The following is an 18,774-nucleotide window of genomic DNA, read 5'->3' as shown; positions in this document are numbered from 1 at the left end:
GCATACCGCCACGGCCTTCCTGGTGCTGATCTTCGTCATCGCTCTTGTCTAGATGGCGACCATGGTCGATACGGTTTTCAGCCTGATCAAACTGATGATCACCGGATACGAGAATCCTGAAACGCCGCCGCGAGTGAAAGAACGCAGCAAGCGGGAATCCGGATGACCGAGCCCTCTGTTCAGGGTTCTGTCATCCTCCAATGGCATATCCAGACCACTTGAGGATTTAGACCAGTCTAATATAGGCGCAACAGAGGTCTTCGCGCCCGTGACGGAAAGCTCGATGATCAAAGATGAGTCCACTGTTATTCGACGGCGCTGGAAGCGCTCGGGCTTCGCGATCGAGATCAGCCTGATCCTGATCGTCAAGATGGCGATTCTGTTTGGCATCAAGGCCGTCTGGTTCGATGCGCCGACCATCCCGGTAGACGGCACCCGCCTGACGGAAGAGCGGCTGCTGAGCGTACCTGGCAATGTCGCTCCGCCACCCCAACCCAAGGAGATTGGCCGATGATCTCGGAAGCCGCGGTCGACCTTTCCCGCCTGCAATTCGCTCTCACGGCGATGTACCACTTTTTGTTCGTGCCCCTGACCCTCGGACTTTCTTTTCTGCTGGCGATCATGGAATCGGTTTATGTAATGACCGGCAAGCAGGTCTACAGGGACATGGTCCAGTTCTGGGGCAAGCTATTCGGCATCAACTTCGTCTTGGGCATCACCACCGGCCTGACGCTCGAATTCCAGTTCGGTACCAACTGGTCCTATTTTTCCCATTACGTCGGCGACGTCTTCGGCGTCCCGCTGGCGATCGAGGGCCTGGTCGCTTTCTTCCTCGAATCGACCTTTGTCGGCCTGTTCTTTTTCGGCTGGCAACGGCTAAGCAAGAACCAGCATCTGCTGGTCACCTGGCTGGTCGCGATCGGAGCCAGTCTATCGGCACTCTGGATCCTGATCGCCAATGGCTGGATGCAGAACCCGGTCGGCGCCGCGTTCAACGTCACCACCATGCGCATGGAGATGACCAGTTTCGGCGAGCTGTTCTTCAACCCGGTGGCCCAGGTCAAGTTTGTCCATACCGTCGCCGCCGGCTACGTCACCGGAGCTATTTTCGTGCTGGCGATCTCAAGCTACTACCTGTCGAAGAAGCGCGACCTGCCCTTCGCCCGCCGTTCCTACGCCATCGCCTCGGCCTTCGGACTGGCCTCGATCCTGTCGGTGATCGTGCTCGGCGACGAGTCCGGCTACGAACTCGGCGATGTGCAGAAGGTCAAGCTGGCGGCGATCGAGGCCCAGTGGGAGACCCAGGATGCGCCGGCCGGTTTCACGCTGTTCGGATTTCCGGACCAGGAAACCATGACCACCGAGTATGCGGTCAAGATCCCCTGGCTACTGGGCCTGATCGCGACCCGTTCGGTCGATGAGGAGGTACTGGGCCTCAAGGATCTGATCAAGCTGCACGAAATCCGCATCCGCAGCGGCATCGTCGCCTACGATTTGCTGCAGCAGCTGCGCAGCGGCCAGGATACGCCGGAAAACAGGGCGGCCTTCGCCGAGGTGATCGAGGATCTCGGTTACGGCCTGCTGCTCAAGCGCCATACCGAGGCGGTCGTCGATGCCAGCGACGACCAGATCCGCCAGGCCGCCGTCGATACCATTCCACGGGTCGCGCCGCTGTTCTGGAGCTTCCGCGTCATGATCGCCAGCGGCTTTCTGATGCTGGCGCTGTTTTCCGCCGCCTTCTGGGCCAGTACCAGACTAGACATGGAGCACCGCCCCCGGCTGCTGAAATGGGCGCTGTTCAGCCTGCCGCTGCCCTGGATCGCCTCCGAAACCGGCTGGTTCGTCGCCGAATACGGACATCAGCCATGGGCCATCGGCGAAGTTTTACCTACTCGACTGGCCGCCTCGGCCCTCGCGCCCGGCGATGTCATCGCCTCCCTAACGGCCCTGATGGTGTTCTACACCGCCCTGCTGGCGGTGGAGCTTTATCTGATGATCCGCTTCGCCCGTCTCGGCCCTAGTGTGCTGCATACCGGCCGTTATCACTTCGAACAGCCGGCCCATGACTAGGAGGGCGCACCCATGCTTGATTACGAAAGCCTCAAACTGATCTGGTGGGTTCTGATCGGCGTGCTGCTGATCGGTTTCGCCCTGACCGACGGCTTCGATCTCGGCGCCGCCATCCTGCTGCCACTGGTGGCCCGTAGCGATGAAGAAAGACGCGTCGTCATCAACAGCGTGGCACCGCACTGGGAAGGCAACCAGGTCTGGCTGATCACGGCCGCCGGGGCCCTGTTCGCCGCCTGGCCGATGGTCTATGCGGCCGCCTTCTCCGGATTCTACTGGGCCATGCTGCTGGTACTCTTCGCCCTCTTCTTCCGCCCGGTCGGCTTCGATTACCGCAGCAAGCTCGAGGATCCCCGCTGGCGCAGCAGCTGGGACTGGGCGCTCTTTGCCAGCGGACTGGTGCCGGCACTGGTGTTCGGCGTCGCCTTCGGCAACCTGCTGCAGGGCGTGCCGCTGCTGCTGGACGATTTCCTGCGCCCGAGCTACCAGGGTTCCTTCTGGGGGCTGCTCAACCCGCTGGGGCTGCTGGTCGGGGTCGTCAGCCTGTCGATGATCACGCTGCAGGGTGCCGGCTGGCTGATGTTGCGGTGCTCCGACCGGGTCCGGGAGAACGCCCGGCGCGCCGCCGCCTGGTGCGCGCTGGCTTTCCTGGTCGCCTTCGCGCTGGCGGGGGCTGGGTCAGCTTCGGCCTCGACGGTTACCGGCTGGCGCCGGGGCTCGATTTGGGTGCGCGGCTCAATCCGCTCGACAAGACAGTGCTGCAGGACAACAGCGGCTGGCTGGCCAACTACGGCCTGTACCCCTGGATGATGGCCGCGCCGCTGCTGGGACTGGCCGGAGGTCTGCTGGCGCTGCTGGCGGCGCTGCAAAGTGCGGGCGTCCTGACCTTCCTCGGCAGCAGCCTGGCGATCACCGGCACCATCCTGACCTCGGGTTTTGCGATGTTTCCCTTCGTCATGCCGTCGAGCCTGCAGCCGGCGGCCAGTCTGACGCTCTGGGATGCGGCCTCGAGCCCGCTGACGCTGGGGATCATGACCGCGGTGGCGGCGGTGCTGGTACCCGTCGTGCTCGGCTACACCCTCTGGTGCTACGTCAAGATGTGGCGCCGACTCGACACCCGGCAGATCGCCGAGGATTCACATAACCTTTATTGAGAAGACGAATATGTGGTATTTCGCCTGGCTACTGGGGGTGCTGCTGGCCTGCAGCTTCGGCATCATCAACGCCTTATGGCACGAAACCACCGGCGGCTTCGACGACTGAGCGACGGTCGCGGCTTTGCAGCTTGAGCTCAGTCGCACAGCGCCATCGCATCGAAAAACACCGGTCCATAGGGCATCCTGGCCCCGGGGCGCTGCGGATGCTCGCGCAGGATAGCGTCGACTTCGAGGGTATTCTCCGTGCGCCCCTGACCATTGAGTGCATAGAGGCCGTCCGGAGTGCGCAGGGTTACGGCGCTGGGCGGCTGGCAGCGAATCACGGCCATCGCCACTGTGAAGGGCCAGGCCTCGTAGTCCGCCGCGCTGACCAGCCGGGCTCGCGCATCGGCGGCATCGATATTGCGCAGCCGGGTTTCGCCGTCGGGCCGGATCTCGACCCGATCGACACAGGCAAGGCCGTCGTCGCATTGCTTGGCGAAGACTCTGATTTCCCAGCCGCGCCCGTCCCGCCAACGGAAGCCGCCGCCCTCGGGCGGGTTGACGGCGATTTCGCCGGCGAAGCCCTGCAGCCCGAGCCGTTCCAGCAGACCGGCCAGGTCATCGGCCTGCCGGATGTCTTCAGGCAGGGCCGGCGCCATCGGACTGCCGAATTCGAAAACTTCGTTTCCCTCGGCTGAGACGGCGTGGCTGAATCGCTCGTCGGTCTGGCGTGACGGATACAGCAGCAGCGCCGCAAACACCAATGCGATACCGGTGACCAGGGCCAGTAGCGGCTTGCGTTTCATCTTTGTCCCTGCGCGCAGTCGTTTCGGAGTAAGGCCGCGATTATAGGCCAACAGCCGTCGCGAATCAGTCGCTGACCAGGCGAGATGCGGATACGGCCACAATCCAGGCTATTGATAGAGGTCAAGAGAGGATCGCCCGTTTCGCCTATGATCATAGGATCCTGCGAGGAGAGCCACATGTACGCCCGACTTTTGTCGCTCTACCACCAGAGCCCGAGACAGGCTCAGCTACTGCTGATCATGGTTGCGGCCTTCCTGGCGATCTACCTGTTGCCGGCAGGCAATGCGCGCTTCGACAACGCGCTGCTCGAGGCGGTGCGCCTGACCCACTGGTATGCCCAGGAACACGTGATCCTCTGCCTGCTGCCGGCCTTTCTGATCGCTGGCGCCATGGCGGTCTACATCAGCCAGGGTTCGGTGATGCGCTTTCTGGGTCCGGAGGCATCGAAGCCGGTGGCGTTCAGCGTCGCCTCCGTTTCGGGCACCCTGCTCGCCGTCTGTTCCTGTACCGTGCTGCCGCTGTTCGGAGGTATCTACAAAAGGGGCGCCGGCCTCGGTGCCGCGATCGCCTTTCTCTATTCCGGTCCGGCGATCAATGTGATGGCCATTGTCGTCACCGCCAAGGTACTGGGCGCTGAACTGGGAATTGCCCGCGCCGTGGGCGCCATCCTCTTCGCACTGGTGATCGGCACGATCATGCACCTGATCTATCGCCGCGAAGAGGCCGAACGCGCCCGGGGATCGAGCCGCGGATTCGGCACTGTGGAAGACGGCAAGCCGATAACCTCGGTGATGGCCTTTTTCGGTTTGATGATCGGTATCCTGGTATTCGCCAACTGGGCCGCTGCCGACAGCAATGCCTGGATGACTGTTTTCCGCTGGAAATGGCCGATTACGGTCGTACTGGCTCTGCTCTTTGCACTCCTGCTGGTCCGGCGCTGGAACTGGCCCGTGCGCCCGCTGCTGGGCCTGGGCATTGCCATCGTCCTCGCGGCCCTGCTGACCCCGGGACTGCCGGAGCTGCCGTTCGCCATCGGCATCCTCGGCATCATGGCGATCGCCATCACGCGCGACGAAGACCGGGAATGGGCCACCCAGACCTGGGACTTCGCCCGGCAGATACTGCCGCTGCTGCTTGGCGGCGTCTTTATCGCCGGCCTCCTGCTGGGCCGCCCGGGATACGAAGGCCTGATCCCCTCCCAGTGGGTCAGCTTGGCGGTGGGCGACAACTCGCTGATCTCGACGTTGCTGGCGTCACTGCTCGGCGCCTTCATGTATTTTTCGACCCTGACCGAAGTCCCGATTGTCGAGGGCCTGCTCGGTTCCGGCATGGGCAAAGGTCCTGCACTGGCTTTGCTGCTTGCCGGACCTGCGCTTTCGCTGCCGAACATGCTGGTGATACGCACCATACTCGGCACCGGCAAGACGGTCGTCTACTGCGTCCTGGTGGTCCTGATGGCGACCCTGACCGGCTTTATCTACGGTAACCTCTGGTAAACGAACGGAACGGAGAAGGCTATGAAGCTCAAAATCTACGGCAGCGGTTGCGCCAAATGCCAGCAACTGGCCGCCAATGTCGAAGCGGCTGCAACGACGCTGGGACTCGACTACGAACTGGAGAAAATCACCGACGTCACCCGCATCATCGATGCCGGCGTCATGCGGACCCCGGCACTTTCAATCGACGACGACGTCCTGGTCGAAGGCAAGGTGGCCGACGTCGACGAACTGGTCGCGTTGCTGGGCTAAATTGAAGTCGCCCGGCTCACCCGGTCGAAAATACCCTCAAGGGGGTTGGCTTCTTTCTCGGCGGTAACCTGCTGGCGCTGCCGCGGCACCGGATGCGCTGAAGGCGTCATCGGGCGACTATGCTTGAGTGAGCCGACAGACGTGGAGGCTCCATGCGCATTCTCATAGCCCTTGGCGGAAACGCCCTGCTGCAGCGGGGCCAGTCCCTGAGCGCCGACAACCAGCGGCAGAATGTCGCCATCGCCGCCGAGGCCCTGGCACCGCTGGCGCTGAAGCATCAACTGGTCATCACCCATGGCAACGGCCCCCAGGTCGGACTGCTGGCACTTCAGAATGCGAGTGCCGAGCATCGGTATCCGCTGGATATGCTCGATGCCGAAACCGAGGGCATGATCGGCTACCTCATCGAGCAGGAGCTGCAGAACCGGCTGCCCTCCGGGCAACCGGTGGCGACCCTACTGACCCAGATCGAGGTCGACCCGAAAGATCCCGCCTTCCACCACCCGACCAAACCCATAGGTCCCGTCTACAACCGTACCGATGCCGATCAGATCGCCCGCGACCGGGGCTGGCGCTTCGCTCCAGACGGGTCCCGTTATCGCCGCGTCGTGGCCTCGCCCCGTCCGCAGAGAATTCTCGAACTGGCGGTGATCGACCTGCTGATGCGCCAGGGGTGACCGTCATCTGCGCCGGCGGAGGCGGCATTCCGGTTGTCAGCCGTCCGGACGGCAGCCTGGTGGGTGTCGAGGCGGTGATCGACAAGGACTTGGCAAGCTCGCTGCTGGCCCGCCAGCTCGGTGCGGACGCCCTGCTGCTGCTGACCGACGTCGATGCCGTCTACGATCACTGGGCCGAACCCCGGGCGCGGGCTATTCGACGCAGCTCGCCCCGGCAATTGCGCCAGCTCGGTTTTGCGCCGGGTTCGATGGCACCGAAAGTGGCGGCGGCCTGCGACTTCGTCGAACAGACCGGCGGCATCGCCGCCATCGGTCAGTTGAAGGATGCCCGGTCCCTGCTCGACGGAACGGCCGGCACCCAGATCAGCCGGGACTGAAGCTTTCCAGAAACTGATCGACCAGCGCACCGAGTGCCGGCTCGCCGGCCTCGACGAATTCGTAGCGGGCCCGTACCAGCGGCCTGTGGATTTCGATAAGGCCCCCCAGGTCGCACGGCGTCGCTGCCACCACGACATCGACATCGGCCGCGTTGATCGCCTGCTGCAGCGCCGCGAGCTGGTCCGGATAATAGCCCATCGCCGGCAGAACCGGGCCTATATGCGGGTACTGAGCATAAATGGCGGCGATCGCATCCGGAGCGCTCGTCCGTGGATCGACGATCTCGGCCGCCTGGACTGCCGAAGCCGCGACGAACCCGGCACCATAGGCCATGCCCCCGTGGGTGATGGTGGGACCATCCTCGACCACCAGCACCCTTTTTCCCCGTACCGCTTCGGGATCATCGAGGGTCACCGGCAAGGCCCCGCGCACGACGGGCGCCGCCGGATTGAGCCTGCGGGCGTTTTCGCTGACGGCCTGGATATCGGCATCGGACGCCGAATCGACCTTCGACACCACCACCACATCGGCCATGCGCAGCACCGCTTCGCCCGGATAGTGACTGGTCTCGTTGCCGGGGCGCAGTGGATCGACCAGCACCAGATGCAGATCGGGACGGATAAAGGAAAAATCGTTGTTGCCGCCATCCCAGAGGATGATGTCCGCCTGCCGCTGCGCCTCGGCCAGGATGCGCTCATAATCGACACCGGCATAGACGACGGTACCCAGGGCCAGATGAGGCTCGTACTCCTCGCGCTCCTCGACCGTGCAGTCGGCGGCGAGCAGATCGGCCCGGGTCGCGAAGCGCTGTACCGCCTGACGTTCGAGATCGCCATAGGGCATCGGATGACGGATGACCGCGACCCGCAGCCCCTGGCCTTCAGGCGCGCGGCCAGCCAGCGCGTGGCCGGCGACTTGCCGCAGCCGGTTCTGACCGCACAGACGGCAATCACCGGGACCTCTGCCTGCAGCATGGTGCGATCCGGTCCCAGCAACAGGAAGTCGGCGCCCTGCGACAGCGGTATCGAGGCTGCGTGCATCAGTTGGTCGTAGCTGACATCGCTATAGGCAAAGACCACCTGGTCGATCTTCTCGTCACGACACAGATCAAGCAGTCCCGCCTCGTCGACGATCGGAATTCCGTTCGGGTAAAGAGGCCCTGCCAGCGACGGAGGGTAGCGCCGGCCCTCGATCCTTGGGATCTGGCTGGCGGTAAAGGCAACCACCCGACTGCCGGGGTCGTCGCGATATACCTGATTGAAATTGTGAAAGTCGCGGCCGGCCGCGCCCATGATCAGGATGCGTGTTATGTCCCGTTTTGTCTGCATTTCAACCGCCAACGATGCCTACCATCCGACAAAGATCAGGAAAAGCATAAGCGTCGACAGCAGAAACGGCCAGGTACCGGGTATCGCACAAGGGGAAAAGGGGCGCCCAAAGGCGCCCGCAAAGTGCAATCTAGCCTCAAGCAACCGTCGGGAGCGACGGTCGGGGGTAACGCCACAGCCGCCTTGACCCGCGGCAGCTGCGGCAGGGGCCGATGTGCACCGGCCCGGTGGCTGGTCAGTCTTCGCGGTAAGCATCGACCGACGGGCAGGAGCAGATAAAGTTTCGATCGCCATAGACGTTATCGATCCGGTTCGACGCCGGCCAGAACTTGCTGCGACGGGTCGCCTCGGTCGGGAACACCGCCTCGTCGCGGCCGTAGGGGCGATCCCAGTCGCCGACCAGGTCCGCCTGGGTGTGCGGCGCGTGATGCAGCGGATTGTTGTCCGCGCTCCACTCCCCGCCTGGACACGGCTGATCTCGGCTCGAATCTGCACCATCGCCTCGACGAAGCGGTCCAGCTCGGCCTTGGATTCCGACTCGGTCGGCTCGATCATCAGGGTACCGGCCACCGGGAACGACATCGTCGGGGCATGGAAGCCGTAATCCATCAGGCGCTTGGCGATATCCTCCTCGGAAACGCCGGATGCCTCCTTGATCGGGCGGATATCGACGATGCACTCGTGCGCCACCCGGTCGTTCCGACCGCGGTACAGGATCGGGTAATGCGCAGCCAGTTTCTCTGCCAGGTAGTTGGCGCCGAGAATCGCGATTTCGGTCGATTTCTTCAGCCCGGACTTGCCGAGCATGCGGACATACATATAGCTGATCGGCAGGATCGCGCCGGAACCGAAAGGCGCGGCCGAGACGGCGCCGTTCTGGTTGTCCAGACCCGGCACCGGGCTGACCGCATGACCCGGCAGGAAGGGTGCCAGGTGGCTCTTGACGCCGATCGGCCCCATGCCCGGACCGCCACCGCCGTGCGGAATGGCGAAGGTCTTGTGCAGGTTCAGATGGGACACGTCGGAGCCGATCAGGCCGGGCTTCGACAGACCCACCTGGGCATTCATGTTGGCGCCGTCCATGTAAACCTGACCGCCGTGCCTGTGCACGATCTCGCAGATCTCGACAATCTCCTGCTCAAAGACGCCGTGGGTCGACGGGTAGGTGATCATCAGGGTGCTGAGGTCGGCGCTGTGCTGCTCCGCCTTGGCGCGCAGGTCGGCCACATCGACGTTGCCGTTCGCATCGCACTCGACGATCACGACCTTCATGCCCATCATTGCGGCCGATGCCGGGTTGGTACCGTGGGCGGAAGACGGAATCAGGCAAATGTTGCGATGACCTTCACCGATCGACTCCTGGTACTTGCGGATCGCCAGCAGCCCCGCGTATTCACCCTGGGCACCGGAGTTCGGCTGCATCGAGACGTTGTCGTAGCCGGTGATCTCGACCAGCATCTGCTCGAGCTCGACCAGCATCTGGCGATAGCCCTCGGTCTGATCGGCCGGCGCAAACGGGTGGATGTTGGCGAATTCCGGCCAGGTGATCGGAATCATCTCGGCGGTGGCGTTGAGCTTCATGGTGCAGGAGCCCAGCGGGATCATGCCGTGTACCAGCGAGTAGTCCTTGTTCTCGAGCTGCTTCATGTAACGCAGCATCTCGGTCTCGCTGTGATAGCTGTTGAAGGTCGGATGCGTCAGGATCGCATCCTCGCGGCGCATGTCGACAGGGATGCCGGTGGCGCCGCCGCCGACGATGCGGGTGTCGATCGCGGCAACGTCGAGGCCATGGCCTTCGCCCAGAATGATGTCGAACAGCTCGGCCACGTCGGCCGCGGTGGTGGTCTCGTCCAGGCTGATACCGATGCGGTCATCGCCAACCAGGCGCAGGTTGCAGCCGGCCTCCAGCGCGCGCTGATAGATCGCGCCCTGCTGCTCGCCGACCGCCAGGGTCAGGGTATCGAAATAGGTCCCGTTCGGCGCGAACCCCTTGTCCGCAAGGCCCTTGGCCAGAATGGCGGTGAGACGGTGGATGCGCTCGGCGATGGTTTTGAGCCCGTCCGGACCGTGGTAGACGGCATAGAAGCTTGCCATGTTCGCCAGCAGCGCCTGGGCGGTACAGATGTTGGAAGTCGCCTTCTCGCGACGGATATGCTGTTCACGGGTCTGCATCGCCATGCGCAGCGCCTGGTTGCCGCGGGCATCGACGGAGACGCCGATGATGCGCCCCGGTACCGAACGCTTGAGCTTGTCACTGGCGGCGAAGAAGGCCGCGTGCGGGCCGCCGAAGCCCATCGGCACGCCGAAGCGCTGGGCCGATCCCAGCACCACGTCGGCGCCCAGTTCGCCCGGCGATTTCAGCAGCACCAGCGCCATCGGGTCGGCCGCAACGGCGACCATCGCCTGCTGGGCCTTGGCGTTACCGATGATCGATTTGATATCGGTGATGTCGCCACAGGTGCCGGGGTACTGCAGCTGCACACCGAAAACGTCGTGCTGGTCGAGTTCTTCGGGCGATGCCACGACGACCTCATAGCCGAAGTATTCGGCACGGGTGCGGATGACGTCGATGGTCTGCGGATGGACGTCATCGGCGACGAAATAGGTGTTGCTCTTCTTGCGGTTCGAACGCTTGCACAGCGTCATCGCCTCGGCCGCGGCGGTGGCTTCGTCGAGCAACGAGGCGTTCGCCAGATCCATACCGGTCAGATCCATCACCAGCTGCTGGAAGTTCAGCAGCGCCTCCAGGCGGCCCTGGGCGATCTCGGGCTGGTACGGCGTATAGGCGGTATACCAGGCCGGGTTTTCGAGCACGTTGCGCAGGATGACGTTCGGCACCAGGGTGTTGTGGTAGCCGGTCCCGATATATGACTTGTTGACCCTGTTCCTGCGCGCCAGCGCCTGCAGATAGGACAGCGCCTGCACCTCGGTTTCGCCGTCGGCCATGCTCAGGGCATCGTCCAGGCGGATGCTGTCCGGCACGGTCTGGCGGATCAGTTCGTCCACCGAGCCGACGCCCAGGGTCTCCAGCATCGCCTGCTGCTCGGCCGCATCGGGGCCGATATGGCGCCGGGTAAAGTCCGTGCGCTGTTCGAGTTCTGTCAAGGTACGGGATTCAACAGCCATAACGCTAACCTGTGTGCTCTGTGCAGGCTCCGCCGGGCGGCGCCTGCAACTTGTTCAATAAGTGCGGGGTGCACGCCGGCAACCCCGCGTTTTGCGAGAACGCTGATCCGGGGACAGTGGGATCAGCCCTCTTCCGCAACCGTGGCCTGGTAGGCGTCCGCATCCAGCATCTCGTCGAGTTCCGACGCATCGCTGAGTTTCAGCTTCGCGATCCAGCCGTCTTCATAGGCCGATTCGTTCAGGGTCTCGGGCGCCTCTTCCAGCGCCTCGTTGACGGCGATCACCTCGCCGGAAACCGGGGCATAGATGTCGGACGCCGCCTTGACCGACTCGACCAGCGAGAATTCCTCGCCCCTGGCGACCTCGCGGCCGACTTCCGGCAGCTCGACGAAAACCACATCGCCGAGCAGCTCCTGGGCGTGGTCGGTGATGCCGACGGTCACGGTGCCGTCGCCATTATCCAGTACCCATTCGTGAGATGCAGTAAATTTCAGGCTGGACGGAGCTTTGTTCATTTCGAATTCCTTCTGGCAGGTAATATCGGGCCTGCGGGAGCCGCAGCAGCAGCCCCGCATCGGCCGTTCAACGCTTAGCGATAAAGCGGGAAGCGGGCGCAGAGCGCATTGACCTCGGCGCGCACGCGGGACTCGACTTCGGCATTGCCCTCGGGCTGCTGCACCAGGCCGTCAAGCACGTCGTTGATCAGATTGCCGATCAGGCGGAACTCCCCGGTGCCGAAGCCGCGGGTGGTACCGGCCGGCGTGCCGAGACGGATGCCGGAGGTGACCATCGGCTTTTCCGGGTCGAACGGGATGCCGTTCTTGTTGCAGGTGATACCGGCACGCTCGAGGGCATCCTCGACCTGGTTGCCCTTGAGCCCCTTGGGCCGAAGGTCGACCAGCATCAGATGGGTATCGGTGCCGCCGGTCACGATGTCGCAGCCGCGCTCGACCATCACTTCGGCCAGTACCCGGGCATTCTCGACCACCCGTTCGATATAGGATTTGAACTCCGGCCTGAGCGCCTCACCGAAGGCCACCGCCTTGGCGGCGATGACGTGCATCAGGGGGCCGCCCTGCAAGCCCGGGAACACCGCCGAGTTGATCTTCTTGCCGATCTCCAGATCGTTGCTGAGGATCATGCCGCCACGGGGACCGCGCAGGGTCTTGTGGGTGGTGGTGGTCACGACATGGGCATGGGGCAGCGGGCTCGGATGGGCACCGGTGGCGACCAGACCGGCGATATGGGCCATATCGACCATCAGGTAGGCCCCCACCCTGTCGGCGATAGCGCGGAAACGCTTGAAATCGAGCTGACGCGGGATCGCGGAACCGCCGGCGATGATCAGTTTCGGCTGCGACTCGACGGCCAGCTGCTCGACGGCGTCATAGTCGATGCGCTGGGTTTCGGGCGATACGCCGTACTGCACCGCATTGAACCACTTGCCGGACAACGCCGGACGGGCGCCATGGGTCAGGTGACCGCCGGCATCGAGTGACATGCCCAGGACGGTGTCGCCCGGCTGCAGCAGCGCCAGCATCACGGCGCCGTTGGCCTGGGCGCCGGAATGGGGCTGGACGTTGATGAACGCGCAGCCAAACAGCTCCTTCGCGCGATCGATCGCCAGCGCCTCGGCCTTGTCGACGAATTCGCAGCCACCGTAATAGCGACGCCCCGGATAGCCTTCCGCATACTTGTTGGTCAGCACGGTGCCCTGGGCCTGCATCACCGCCTTGGAGACGATGTTCTCCGAGGCGATCAGCTCGATCTGGCTGTCCTGACGGCTGAACTCCTCGTCGACCGCGGCCTGCAGGGCCGGATCGGCAGCGCTCAGATCCTGGGTGAAAAACGCCGCGCTGACAGCGTCCTGGTATAGATCTCGCTTGCTCATGGCTCGTTATTCTCTTGTTGCGTGAATGGCGATAACAGGCGGCCCGGTCAGCAGGCCACCACATTGACGGCGAGACCGCCGGTCGAGGTTTCCTTGTACTTGTCCTGCATGTCGAGGCCGGTCTGGCGCATGGTCTCGATAACACTGTCCAGCGACACATGATGTTCGCCGGTACCGCGCAGGGCCAGACGCGCGGCGTTGATCGCCTTGATCGCGCCCATGGTGTTGCGTTCGATACAGGGCACCTGCACCAGGCCGCCGATGGGGTCGCAGGTCAGGCCCAGATTGTGCTCCATGCCTATCTCGGCGGCGTTTTCGACCTGCCTGATGGTGCCGCCCAGCACCGCACAGAGCGCGCCGGCCGCCATCGAACAGGCCACGCCGATCTCGCCCTGACAGCCGACCTCGGCCGCCGAAATCGAGGCGTTCTGCTTGTACAGCATGCCGATCGCCGCCGCGGTGATCAGGAACGTCTTGACGCCGTCGATATTGCTGCCCGGAATAAAGCGGTCATAGTAGGCCAGCACCGCCGGGATCACCCCGGCCGCACCGTTGGTCGGCGCCGTAACGACGCGCCCACCGGCCGCATTTTCCTCGTTGACCGCCATGGCATAGAGGTTGACCCAGTCCATCACCGTCAGGTGATCCTGCAGGCTGCGCTCGGGGTGATTGACCAGCTCCTGCCACAGATCGTGGGCGCGGCGCTTGATATGCAGACCGCCGGGCAGCTCGCCGCTGTGCTCACAGCCCTTGCGAATGCACTCGTCCATGACCTGCCAGATCTTCAGCAGGCCCTCGTGGATCTCCTGGTCCGAATGTCGCATGCGCTCGTTTTCGAGCACCAGCTCGGCGATGGTCAGACTTGCCTGCTCGGCCTTTTCGACCAGCTCGGCGGCATTGCGGAACGGGTAAGGCTGCGTGATGGTCGCATCCTCGGCACCACGCCCCTGGTCGTTGGCTTCGGCGTCGCTGAGAACGAAGCCGCCACCCACCGAATAGTAGACGTTGCCGTAGAAAATCAGCCCGGCGCGGTCCAGGGCTTCGAATCGCATGCCGTTGGGATGCTTGGGCAAGGATTCGCCGAAATGGAATTTCAGATGGGTATCTTCGGCGAACGGAATCTCGCGCTCACCACCCAACATCAACTTGCCACCGGATCGGATGGCATCGATATAATCCGGTATGCGCCCGGCTTCGACCTGATCCGGCCTTTCGCCAAGCAATCCGATCATGACGGCAACATCGGTCGCGTGTCCCTTGCCGGTCATCGCCAGGGAACCGAAAAGACTCACCCGCAGGCCGGCAACCCGCTCCAGGTCGCCGCGCTCTCGCAGCTCCGCCAGGAAGCGATTGGCCGCCACCATCGGACCGACAGTATGGGAAGACGAGGGCCCCACGCCGATCTTGAACAGATCAAAGATACTCAATGCCATTGCATGCCTCCCGTCGTTTCATCGCTAATAGCGCCCAAACACTATCGACCCGCCTGAGCGCCGGACTTCGCTCAGCGTCCAGACTATCGACGCCCGCTACTGTATTAAGGATAGGAGTCTGATCGTCGATGAACCAAGACTAGCAATAGCATTTCCATGATTCAACAAAAAATTTCCTATAGGAAACTTATATCGCCTGACATTTCCCCATACGGCCATTTTTGCCTTTCTTTTCAACTTCGGGGGCCTTGTGTAGTATCGGGTACATATCCATTCAATTTTCAGTCATCTGAGTTCCGCCCTCAGCCTTTGGTATCGACACGGGTGGCCACCGACGGATGCGCCTTCAGCGCTCAGCGCCGAACGGCAATCAGGAGTTTGACCATGACCGACCAACCCCATTTCCTGCAGGAGCAGAAGGAAAAGCAGGAGCTGCAGGTCAATCGCGCCAGCCATGAAGCCCTGGTGGAACCACTCCAGCTGGGCAAGCGCGTACGTGAGATCCGCCTCAGCCAGAACCTGACCCTGGAAGAAGCCAGCAAGCGCACGGGCCTCGCCCGCTCGACCCTTTCGAAGATCGAGAACGAACAGATTTCTCCGACCTTCAGTGCCGTGCAGAAGCTCGTGAAGGGCCTTGGCATCGATATTCCTCAGCTGTTCGCCCAGCCGCACAAGAGCCGCAGCAGCGGGGGCCGACGGGATATCACGCGTCGCGACGAGGGCAAGCCCCACCCCACTCCGACCTATGAACACGAGATGCTGGCCACCCAGTTGACCAACAAGAAGATGATCCCGTACAAGACACGGGTACGGGCGCGCAGCTTCGAGGACTATGGAGACTGGGTGCGCCACGACGGCGAAGAACTGCTCTACGTGCTGTCCGGCAGCATCCGCTTCTTCACCGAGTTTTACGAGCCGATCGATCTCGGCGAGGGCGACAGCGCCTACTACGACTGCGAGATGGGTCATGCCCTGATCTCCACCAGTGAAGAGGACGCCGTGGTGCTCTGGGTCACCGCCTGATCGACAAGCGCCCGGCCTGTTCTGCTATACTGACCACTCTTCCTGAATCAGACCGTCGGATCCTCCCCCGGATCGACGGTCTTTTTTGTCGACGGTGCGGTTCGTTGCACTCACCAGCCCCCCTACAGACCATCAGGCCTTGTAGGGGTGCCGGTTATCGCCATGGATGGCGGAGGCCGCCCCGCGCGAGTCCGAGCGCGGCCCGCCTGTCAATGCAGGAGCAATTGCCAGGGAAGCGAAGCGCACCGTCACCCGTCACCCGTCACCCGTCACCCGTCACCCGTCACCCGTCACCCGTCACCCGTCACCCGTCACCCGTCACCCGTCACCCGTCACCCGTCACCAAGATTCTGCGACACCCTTGTGCCCCACGACGACACCGGAAGTCCATTTTTATATTGCATTCGTAAAAACGATCCGCTACTTTTGTTTCCTATTGGAAACTCGATCCACCCAATGTGTGCAGTTGCGGCATTTCCGGCCGGTCAAGCGGTCCGGCAGCGGTAACCACGACCCCTTTAGATGCGGAGGCAACCATGGCAGAACAGCAGAGCAGCGCCCTGAACAAGACCCCTTTGTATGATCTTCACCTGGAGCTGGGCGCCAAAATGGTCCCCTTCGCCGGCTACGAAATGCCGGTACAGTACCCGGCGGGCGTCAAGAAAGAGCACCTTCACACCCGTGAACAGGCCGGCCTGTTCGACGTCTCCCACATGGGCCAGCTGTTTCTGCGCGGCGACAGCGCCGCTGCGATGCTGGAATCGCTGGTACCGGTCGATATCATCGACCTGGCGGTCGGCAAGCAGCGCTATGCGGTCTTCACCAACGAACAGGGCGGCATCCTCGACGACCTGATGGTCACCAACTACGGCGACTGCCTCTATCTGGTGGTCAACGCGGCCTGCAAAACGGAAGACATAAACCATCTGCGCGCGCATCTGACAGACGCCGTCACGCTGGAGACGCTGGATGATCGCGCCCTGATCGCACTGCAGGGCCCGAAAGCGGCCACAGTGCTGGCCCGTATCGCACCGGAAGTCGCCGATATGGTCTTCATGGACTCGCGCCGCATCAGTCTCGACGGCGTCGACTGTTTTGTCAGCCGCTCCGGTTACACTGGCGAAGACGGTTTCGAGATTTCGATTCCGGCCGAAGAAGCCGAACGCCTCACCCGGCTGCTGCTGTCCTACGAAGAAGTCGAGGCGGTCGGACTCGGTGCCCGCGACTCGCTTCGCCTGGAATCGGGTCTCTGTCTTTATGGCCACGATATCGACACCACCACAACGCCGATCGAAGGCAGCCTGATCTGGGCAATTTCGAAGGTTCGCCGCGCCGACGGTGAGCGCGCCGGCGGCTTCCCCGGCGCCGACATCATCCTGGGCCAGATCGCCAGCAAGGATTACAGCCGCAAGCGTGTCGGCCTGATCGGCGAAGGCCGCGCCCCGGTTCGCGAGGGCACGGAGCTATTCGATGCCGACGGCAACGCCATCGGTCGCGTCACCTCGGGCACCTTCGGCCCGAGCGCCGGCGCCTCGATCGCAATGGGATACGTCGTCACCGCGTTCGCGACCCTTGATACGGCTGTCTACGCCGAGGTACGGGGCAAGAAGTTGCCAATGACCGTCAGCAAAATGCCCTTCGTGGAGCAGCGCTACTATCGCGGGTGAGCGATAAACCGTAAGCCGGTGGGAGATTCTACGGTTCATGGCCACCCCTGATCGTGGCCGGTGCCATGGCCGATATTGCGTAGGAGCCTCGCCCCGAGGCGAAAGGCTCCGGTACCGAGGCTGTTCGCACCGGGGGCGGCACTCCTACGGCGGGCGCTGAAATTTCCGCGGCTTTAGCCGCGAACTGCATTGGCGCTGGCGACCATTCGCGGCTGAAGCCCCACCGGTTCATGAAGGGTTAATCGCCGGGACGGCAGTATTGCGTTATTGCCGCCGAGCAGGTAAGTTTAACCCTCGTTTTTTGCATCACGAGAAGGGCTGACGTCCTCGCCAACCTGCCAACCTGGGCAAGGTGGTTGCCGCCAAGCGGCGATGCGGTCGATACCGACAACCAATCAGGTATCCGCACTCCATACGTCAGCTCCAGGGATTCAGTCTTCGCATCGCGACGAAGAGTTGGGAGCACGACATGTTCGAAGCACACTATCTTGTACAGCCGGAATGCCCGGCACTTTTCGACACCCCCGAATCGGGACTGGTACGGCGACTGCGCAGCCATCGCCATCAGTGTCCGCTGCATGCCTGGGCCGTGCCCGGCAAACGCAAGGACGACGCCGGCACCCCAGGCTCCGGTGGTTTATCTATGTCGAATACTGCAGGCCTGACGGCGCCCGCGACTGGGCGGCGATCGAAAGACCCCGCAGCCAGGACCTCGACGCCCTCTTCGGCCAGGCCCAGTGGCTGGAACTGCCAGACATCGATCCGCAACGCACCACCGACTGGCTTGACGCCATGAATTGACATGCGACACCAAGGATAACCCGAACCAACCCGTAGGGTGGAATGAGCGCCGAAGGCACGAATTCCACCGACGGCACCGGATACCTGCGGGGCTTCCTGCCAGCGGCCCGAAAATACCGGTGGCCCACAGGTCAATCCAGAGGTTCGACCGTCATGCCCTGTGCACGAAACCTCGTCAGCAGACCGTCGGGACCGATCAGATGAGCCGCTCCGACCAGCACCAGCTCGGTTTCCGGCGTTTGCATAAGACGCTGCAGTACCGGCCACCAGAGTTCGTTTCGATCCACCAGCAGGCGCTTGTACACCGACGCATAACCGATGCGCAGCTCCTCGACCAGCAGGCTCTCGAGCCGCTGCTCGTCGCCGGAGCGCCAGGCCTCGATCAGCGGATCCAGCATCTCGCCACTCTGTTCGAGTTCGTCTAGCATCTGCCGCAGAAAAAGATCGGTATCCTCCTGCCCCATCTCAAGCAGATAACCCAGATGCCGCTCGATCGGCTCCAGCCCCGAGGTCGGTTTTCCGTCCCGCGCCGCGCGACGGTAGAGAAGCAGATCGACTCCTCCTCGGTCGCCCCCAGGCGTGCCATCTCGACGCCCAGCAGCCACAGCACCACCCCACCCGGGCGTAGCGCGTCGAGAAGCTCGGGCGCCAGTCCGCGACTGTGCGCATACTCGCTCAGTCGCCGCCAG

17 protein-coding genes, 2 pseudogenes and 1 riboswitch are annotated in these 18,774 nt (G+C 63.1%); of the genes and pseudogenes, 11 read left to right on the top strand and 8 right to left on the bottom strand.

The window, feature by feature from the left end; translation table 11 throughout:
* Positions 1 to 48 precede the first annotated feature (48 nt).
* The gene (locus ACFQDL_RS25485; RefSeq protein ID WP_379911458.1) at positions 49 to 291 is read right to left on the bottom strand and encodes a hypothetical protein; all 243 of its coding nucleotides are present in this window, start codon (positions 289 to 291) and stop codon (positions 49 to 51) included.
* Here ACFQDL_RS25485 and cydP point away from each other — a divergent pair.
* The 4 genes and pseudogenes from cydP (at position 284) to cydX (ending at position 3,330) form a co-directional block, all read left to right on the top strand.
* Positions 284 to 514: a cytochrome oxidase putative small subunit CydP gene (gene cydP / locus ACFQDL_RS25480; protein ID WP_379911457.1), complete on the top strand. Its 231-nt coding sequence runs from the start codon at positions 284 to 286 to the stop codon at positions 512 to 514. The two genes, ACFQDL_RS25485 and cydP, sit on opposite strands and share 8 nt — an antisense overlap.
* Positions 511 to 2,070: a cytochrome ubiquinol oxidase subunit I gene (locus ACFQDL_RS25475; protein WP_379911456.1), complete on the top strand. Its 1,560-nt coding sequence runs from the start codon at positions 511 to 513 to the stop codon at positions 2,068 to 2,070. Before cydP ends, ACFQDL_RS25475 begins: the two co-directional genes overlap by 4 nt.
* Positions 2,071 to 2,082: 12 nt before the next feature.
* Positions 2,083 to 3,221: pseudogene (gene cydB, locus ACFQDL_RS25470) on the top strand (cytochrome d ubiquinol oxidase subunit II).
* 10 nt (positions 3,222 to 3,231) lie between these two features.
* Positions 3,232 to 3,330: a cytochrome bd-I oxidase subunit CydX gene (gene cydX / locus ACFQDL_RS25465; protein ID WP_379911455.1), complete on the top strand. Its 99-nt coding sequence runs from the start codon at positions 3,232 to 3,234 to the stop codon at positions 3,328 to 3,330.
* 28 nt (positions 3,331 to 3,358) lie between these two features.
* Here cydX and ACFQDL_RS25460 read toward each other — a convergent pair whose 3' ends face one another.
* On the bottom strand, positions 3,359 to 4,012 hold the full coding sequence (locus ACFQDL_RS25460; protein WP_379911454.1) for a DUF2511 domain-containing protein: 654 nt from the start codon (positions 4,010 to 4,012) through the stop codon (positions 3,359 to 3,361).
* 177 nt (positions 4,013 to 4,189) lie between these two features.
* Here ACFQDL_RS25460 and ACFQDL_RS25455 point away from each other — a divergent pair, with 177 nt between their 5' ends.
* The 4 genes from ACFQDL_RS25455 to ACFQDL_RS33060 all read left to right on the top strand — a co-directional run bounded on the left by ACFQDL_RS25455 (position 4,190) and on the right by ACFQDL_RS33060 (position 6,815).
* Complete coding sequence (locus tag ACFQDL_RS25455; protein WP_379911453.1) at positions 4,190 to 5,509, top strand: permease; 1,320 nt, start codon at positions 4,190 to 4,192, stop codon at positions 5,507 to 5,509.
* A 21-nt stretch (positions 5,510 to 5,530) separates the two neighbouring features.
* Positions 5,531 to 5,761 carry a thioredoxin family protein gene (locus tag ACFQDL_RS25450; protein ID WP_379911452.1) on the top strand — a complete coding sequence of 77 codons (231 nt, stop codon included), beginning with the start codon at positions 5,531 to 5,533 and terminating at the stop codon, positions 5,759 to 5,761.
* A gap of 152 nt (positions 5,762 to 5,913) precedes the next feature.
* Positions 5,914 to 6,438, top strand: coding sequence for an amino acid kinase family protein (locus ACFQDL_RS33065; protein ID WP_465263993.1), 525 nt, complete (start codon positions 5,914 to 5,916; stop codon positions 6,436 to 6,438).
* Positions 6,435 to 6,815: an amino acid kinase family protein gene (locus ACFQDL_RS33060; RefSeq protein WP_465263992.1), complete on the top strand. Its 381-nt coding sequence runs from the start codon at positions 6,435 to 6,437 to the stop codon at positions 6,813 to 6,815. Before ACFQDL_RS33065 ends, ACFQDL_RS33060 begins: the two co-directional genes overlap by 4 nt.
* Here the strand turns inward: ACFQDL_RS33060 and ACFQDL_RS25440 are convergent.
* The 5 genes and pseudogenes from ACFQDL_RS25440 to ACFQDL_RS25420 form a co-directional block, all read right to left on the bottom strand.
* Positions 6,802 to 7,659 (bottom strand): GTP-binding protein, encoded by an 858-nt coding sequence (locus ACFQDL_RS25440; RefSeq protein WP_379911451.1) that lies wholly within the window; start codon positions 7,657 to 7,659, stop codon positions 6,802 to 6,804. The two genes, ACFQDL_RS33060 and ACFQDL_RS25440, sit on opposite strands and share 14 nt — an antisense overlap.
* 720 nt (positions 7,660 to 8,379) lie before the next feature.
* Positions 8,380 to 11,270: pseudogene (gene gcvP, locus ACFQDL_RS25435) on the bottom strand (aminomethyl-transferring glycine dehydrogenase).
* A 122-nt stretch (positions 11,271 to 11,392) separates the two neighbouring features.
* Positions 11,393 to 11,785, bottom strand: a complete 393-nt coding sequence (gene gcvH, locus ACFQDL_RS25430; RefSeq protein WP_379911450.1) for a glycine cleavage system protein GcvH — start codon at positions 11,783 to 11,785, stop codon at positions 11,393 to 11,395.
* A gap of 74 nt (positions 11,786 to 11,859) precedes the next feature.
* The gene (locus ACFQDL_RS25425; RefSeq protein WP_379911449.1) at positions 11,860 to 13,161 is read right to left on the bottom strand and encodes a serine hydroxymethyltransferase; all 1,302 of its coding nucleotides are present in this window, start codon (positions 13,159 to 13,161) and stop codon (positions 11,860 to 11,862) included.
* A gap of 47 nt (positions 13,162 to 13,208) precedes the next feature.
* Entirely contained in the window at positions 13,209 to 14,594 is a 1,386-nt protein-coding gene (locus tag ACFQDL_RS25420; RefSeq protein ID WP_379911448.1) for an L-serine ammonia-lyase, read from the bottom strand.
* Between the two features lie 384 nt (positions 14,595 to 14,978).
* Between ACFQDL_RS25420 and ACFQDL_RS25415 the strand changes: the two genes are divergently transcribed.
* The 3 genes from ACFQDL_RS25415 to ACFQDL_RS25405 all read left to right on the top strand — a co-directional run bounded on the left by ACFQDL_RS25415 (position 14,979) and on the right by ACFQDL_RS25405 (position 18,085).
* A complete protein-coding gene (locus tag ACFQDL_RS25415; RefSeq protein ID WP_379911447.1) occupies positions 14,979 to 15,617 on the top strand; it encodes a helix-turn-helix domain-containing protein in 639 nt (212 codons plus the stop codon).
* Positions 15,618 to 16,153: 536 nt separating this feature from the next.
* The gene (gene gcvT, locus ACFQDL_RS25410; protein WP_379911446.1) at positions 16,154 to 17,284 is read left to right on the top strand and encodes a glycine cleavage system aminomethyltransferase GcvT; all 1,131 of its coding nucleotides are present in this window, start codon (positions 16,154 to 16,156) and stop codon (positions 17,282 to 17,284) included.
* A gap of 298 nt (positions 17,285 to 17,582) precedes the next feature.
* Positions 17,583 to 17,689: riboswitch (SAM-I-IV-variant riboswitch) on the top strand.
* Positions 17,690 to 17,851: 162 nt separating this feature from the next.
* Complete coding sequence (locus ACFQDL_RS25405) at positions 17,852 to 18,085, top strand: hypothetical protein (protein WP_379911445.1); 234 nt, start codon at positions 17,852 to 17,854, stop codon at positions 18,083 to 18,085.
* A 131-nt stretch (positions 18,086 to 18,216) separates the two neighbouring features.
* Here ACFQDL_RS25405 and ACFQDL_RS25400 read toward each other — a convergent pair whose 3' ends face one another.
* Positions 18,217 to 18,774 carry a TraB/GumN family protein gene (locus ACFQDL_RS25400; RefSeq protein ID WP_379913340.1) on the bottom strand — a complete coding sequence of 186 codons (558 nt, stop codon included), beginning with the start codon at positions 18,772 to 18,774 and terminating at the stop codon, positions 18,217 to 18,219.

Source organism: Marinobacterium aestuariivivens (genome assembly GCF_042661465.1).
GTDB classification, from domain to species: domain Bacteria; phylum Pseudomonadota; class Gammaproteobacteria; order Pseudomonadales; family Balneatricaceae; genus Marinobacterium_A; species Marinobacterium_A aestuariivivens.
Note: the sequence above shows the minus strand (reverse complement) of the source record. Positions and strands in the feature narration are given on the sequence as shown.

Bases quoted from the DNA above. Each gene is read 5' to 3' on its own strand.
- cydP (WP_379911457.1), top strand. From the start codon at position 284: ATGATCAAAGATGAGTCCACTGTTATTCGACGGCGCTGGAAGCGCTCG.
- ACFQDL_RS25475 (WP_379911456.1), top strand. From the start codon at position 511: ATGATCTCGGAAGCCGCGGTCGACCTTTCCCGCCTGCAATTCGCTCTC.
- cydX (WP_379911455.1), top strand. From the start codon at position 3,232: ATGTGGTATTTCGCCTGGCTACTGGGGGTGCTGCTGGCCTGCAGCTTC.
- ACFQDL_RS25460 (WP_379911454.1), bottom strand. From the start codon at position 4,012: ATGAAACGCAAGCCGCTACTGGCCCTGGTCACCGGTATCGCATTGGTG.
- ACFQDL_RS25455 (WP_379911453.1), top strand. From the start codon at position 4,190: ATGTACGCCCGACTTTTGTCGCTCTACCACCAGAGCCCGAGACAGGCT.
- ACFQDL_RS25450 (WP_379911452.1), top strand. From the start codon at position 5,531: ATGAAGCTCAAAATCTACGGCAGCGGTTGCGCCAAATGCCAGCAACTG.
- ACFQDL_RS33065 (WP_465263993.1), top strand. From the start codon at position 5,914: ATGCGCATTCTCATAGCCCTTGGCGGAAACGCCCTGCTGCAGCGGGGC.
- ACFQDL_RS25440 (WP_379911451.1), bottom strand. From the start codon at position 7,659: ATGCCCTATGGCGATCTCGAACGTCAGGCGGTACAGCGCTTCGCGACC.
- gcvH (WP_379911450.1), bottom strand. From the start codon at position 11,785: ATGAACAAAGCTCCGTCCAGCCTGAAATTTACTGCATCTCACGAATGG.
- ACFQDL_RS25425 (WP_379911449.1), bottom strand. From the start codon at position 13,161: ATGAGCAAGCGAGATCTATACCAGGACGCTGTCAGCGCGGCGTTTTTC.
- ACFQDL_RS25420 (WP_379911448.1), bottom strand. From the start codon at position 14,594: ATGGCATTGAGTATCTTTGATCTGTTCAAGATCGGCGTGGGGCCCTCG.
- ACFQDL_RS25415 (WP_379911447.1), top strand. From the start codon at position 14,979: ATGACCGACCAACCCCATTTCCTGCAGGAGCAGAAGGAAAAGCAGGAG.
- gcvT (WP_379911446.1), top strand. From the start codon at position 16,154: ATGGCAGAACAGCAGAGCAGCGCCCTGAACAAGACCCCTTTGTATGAT.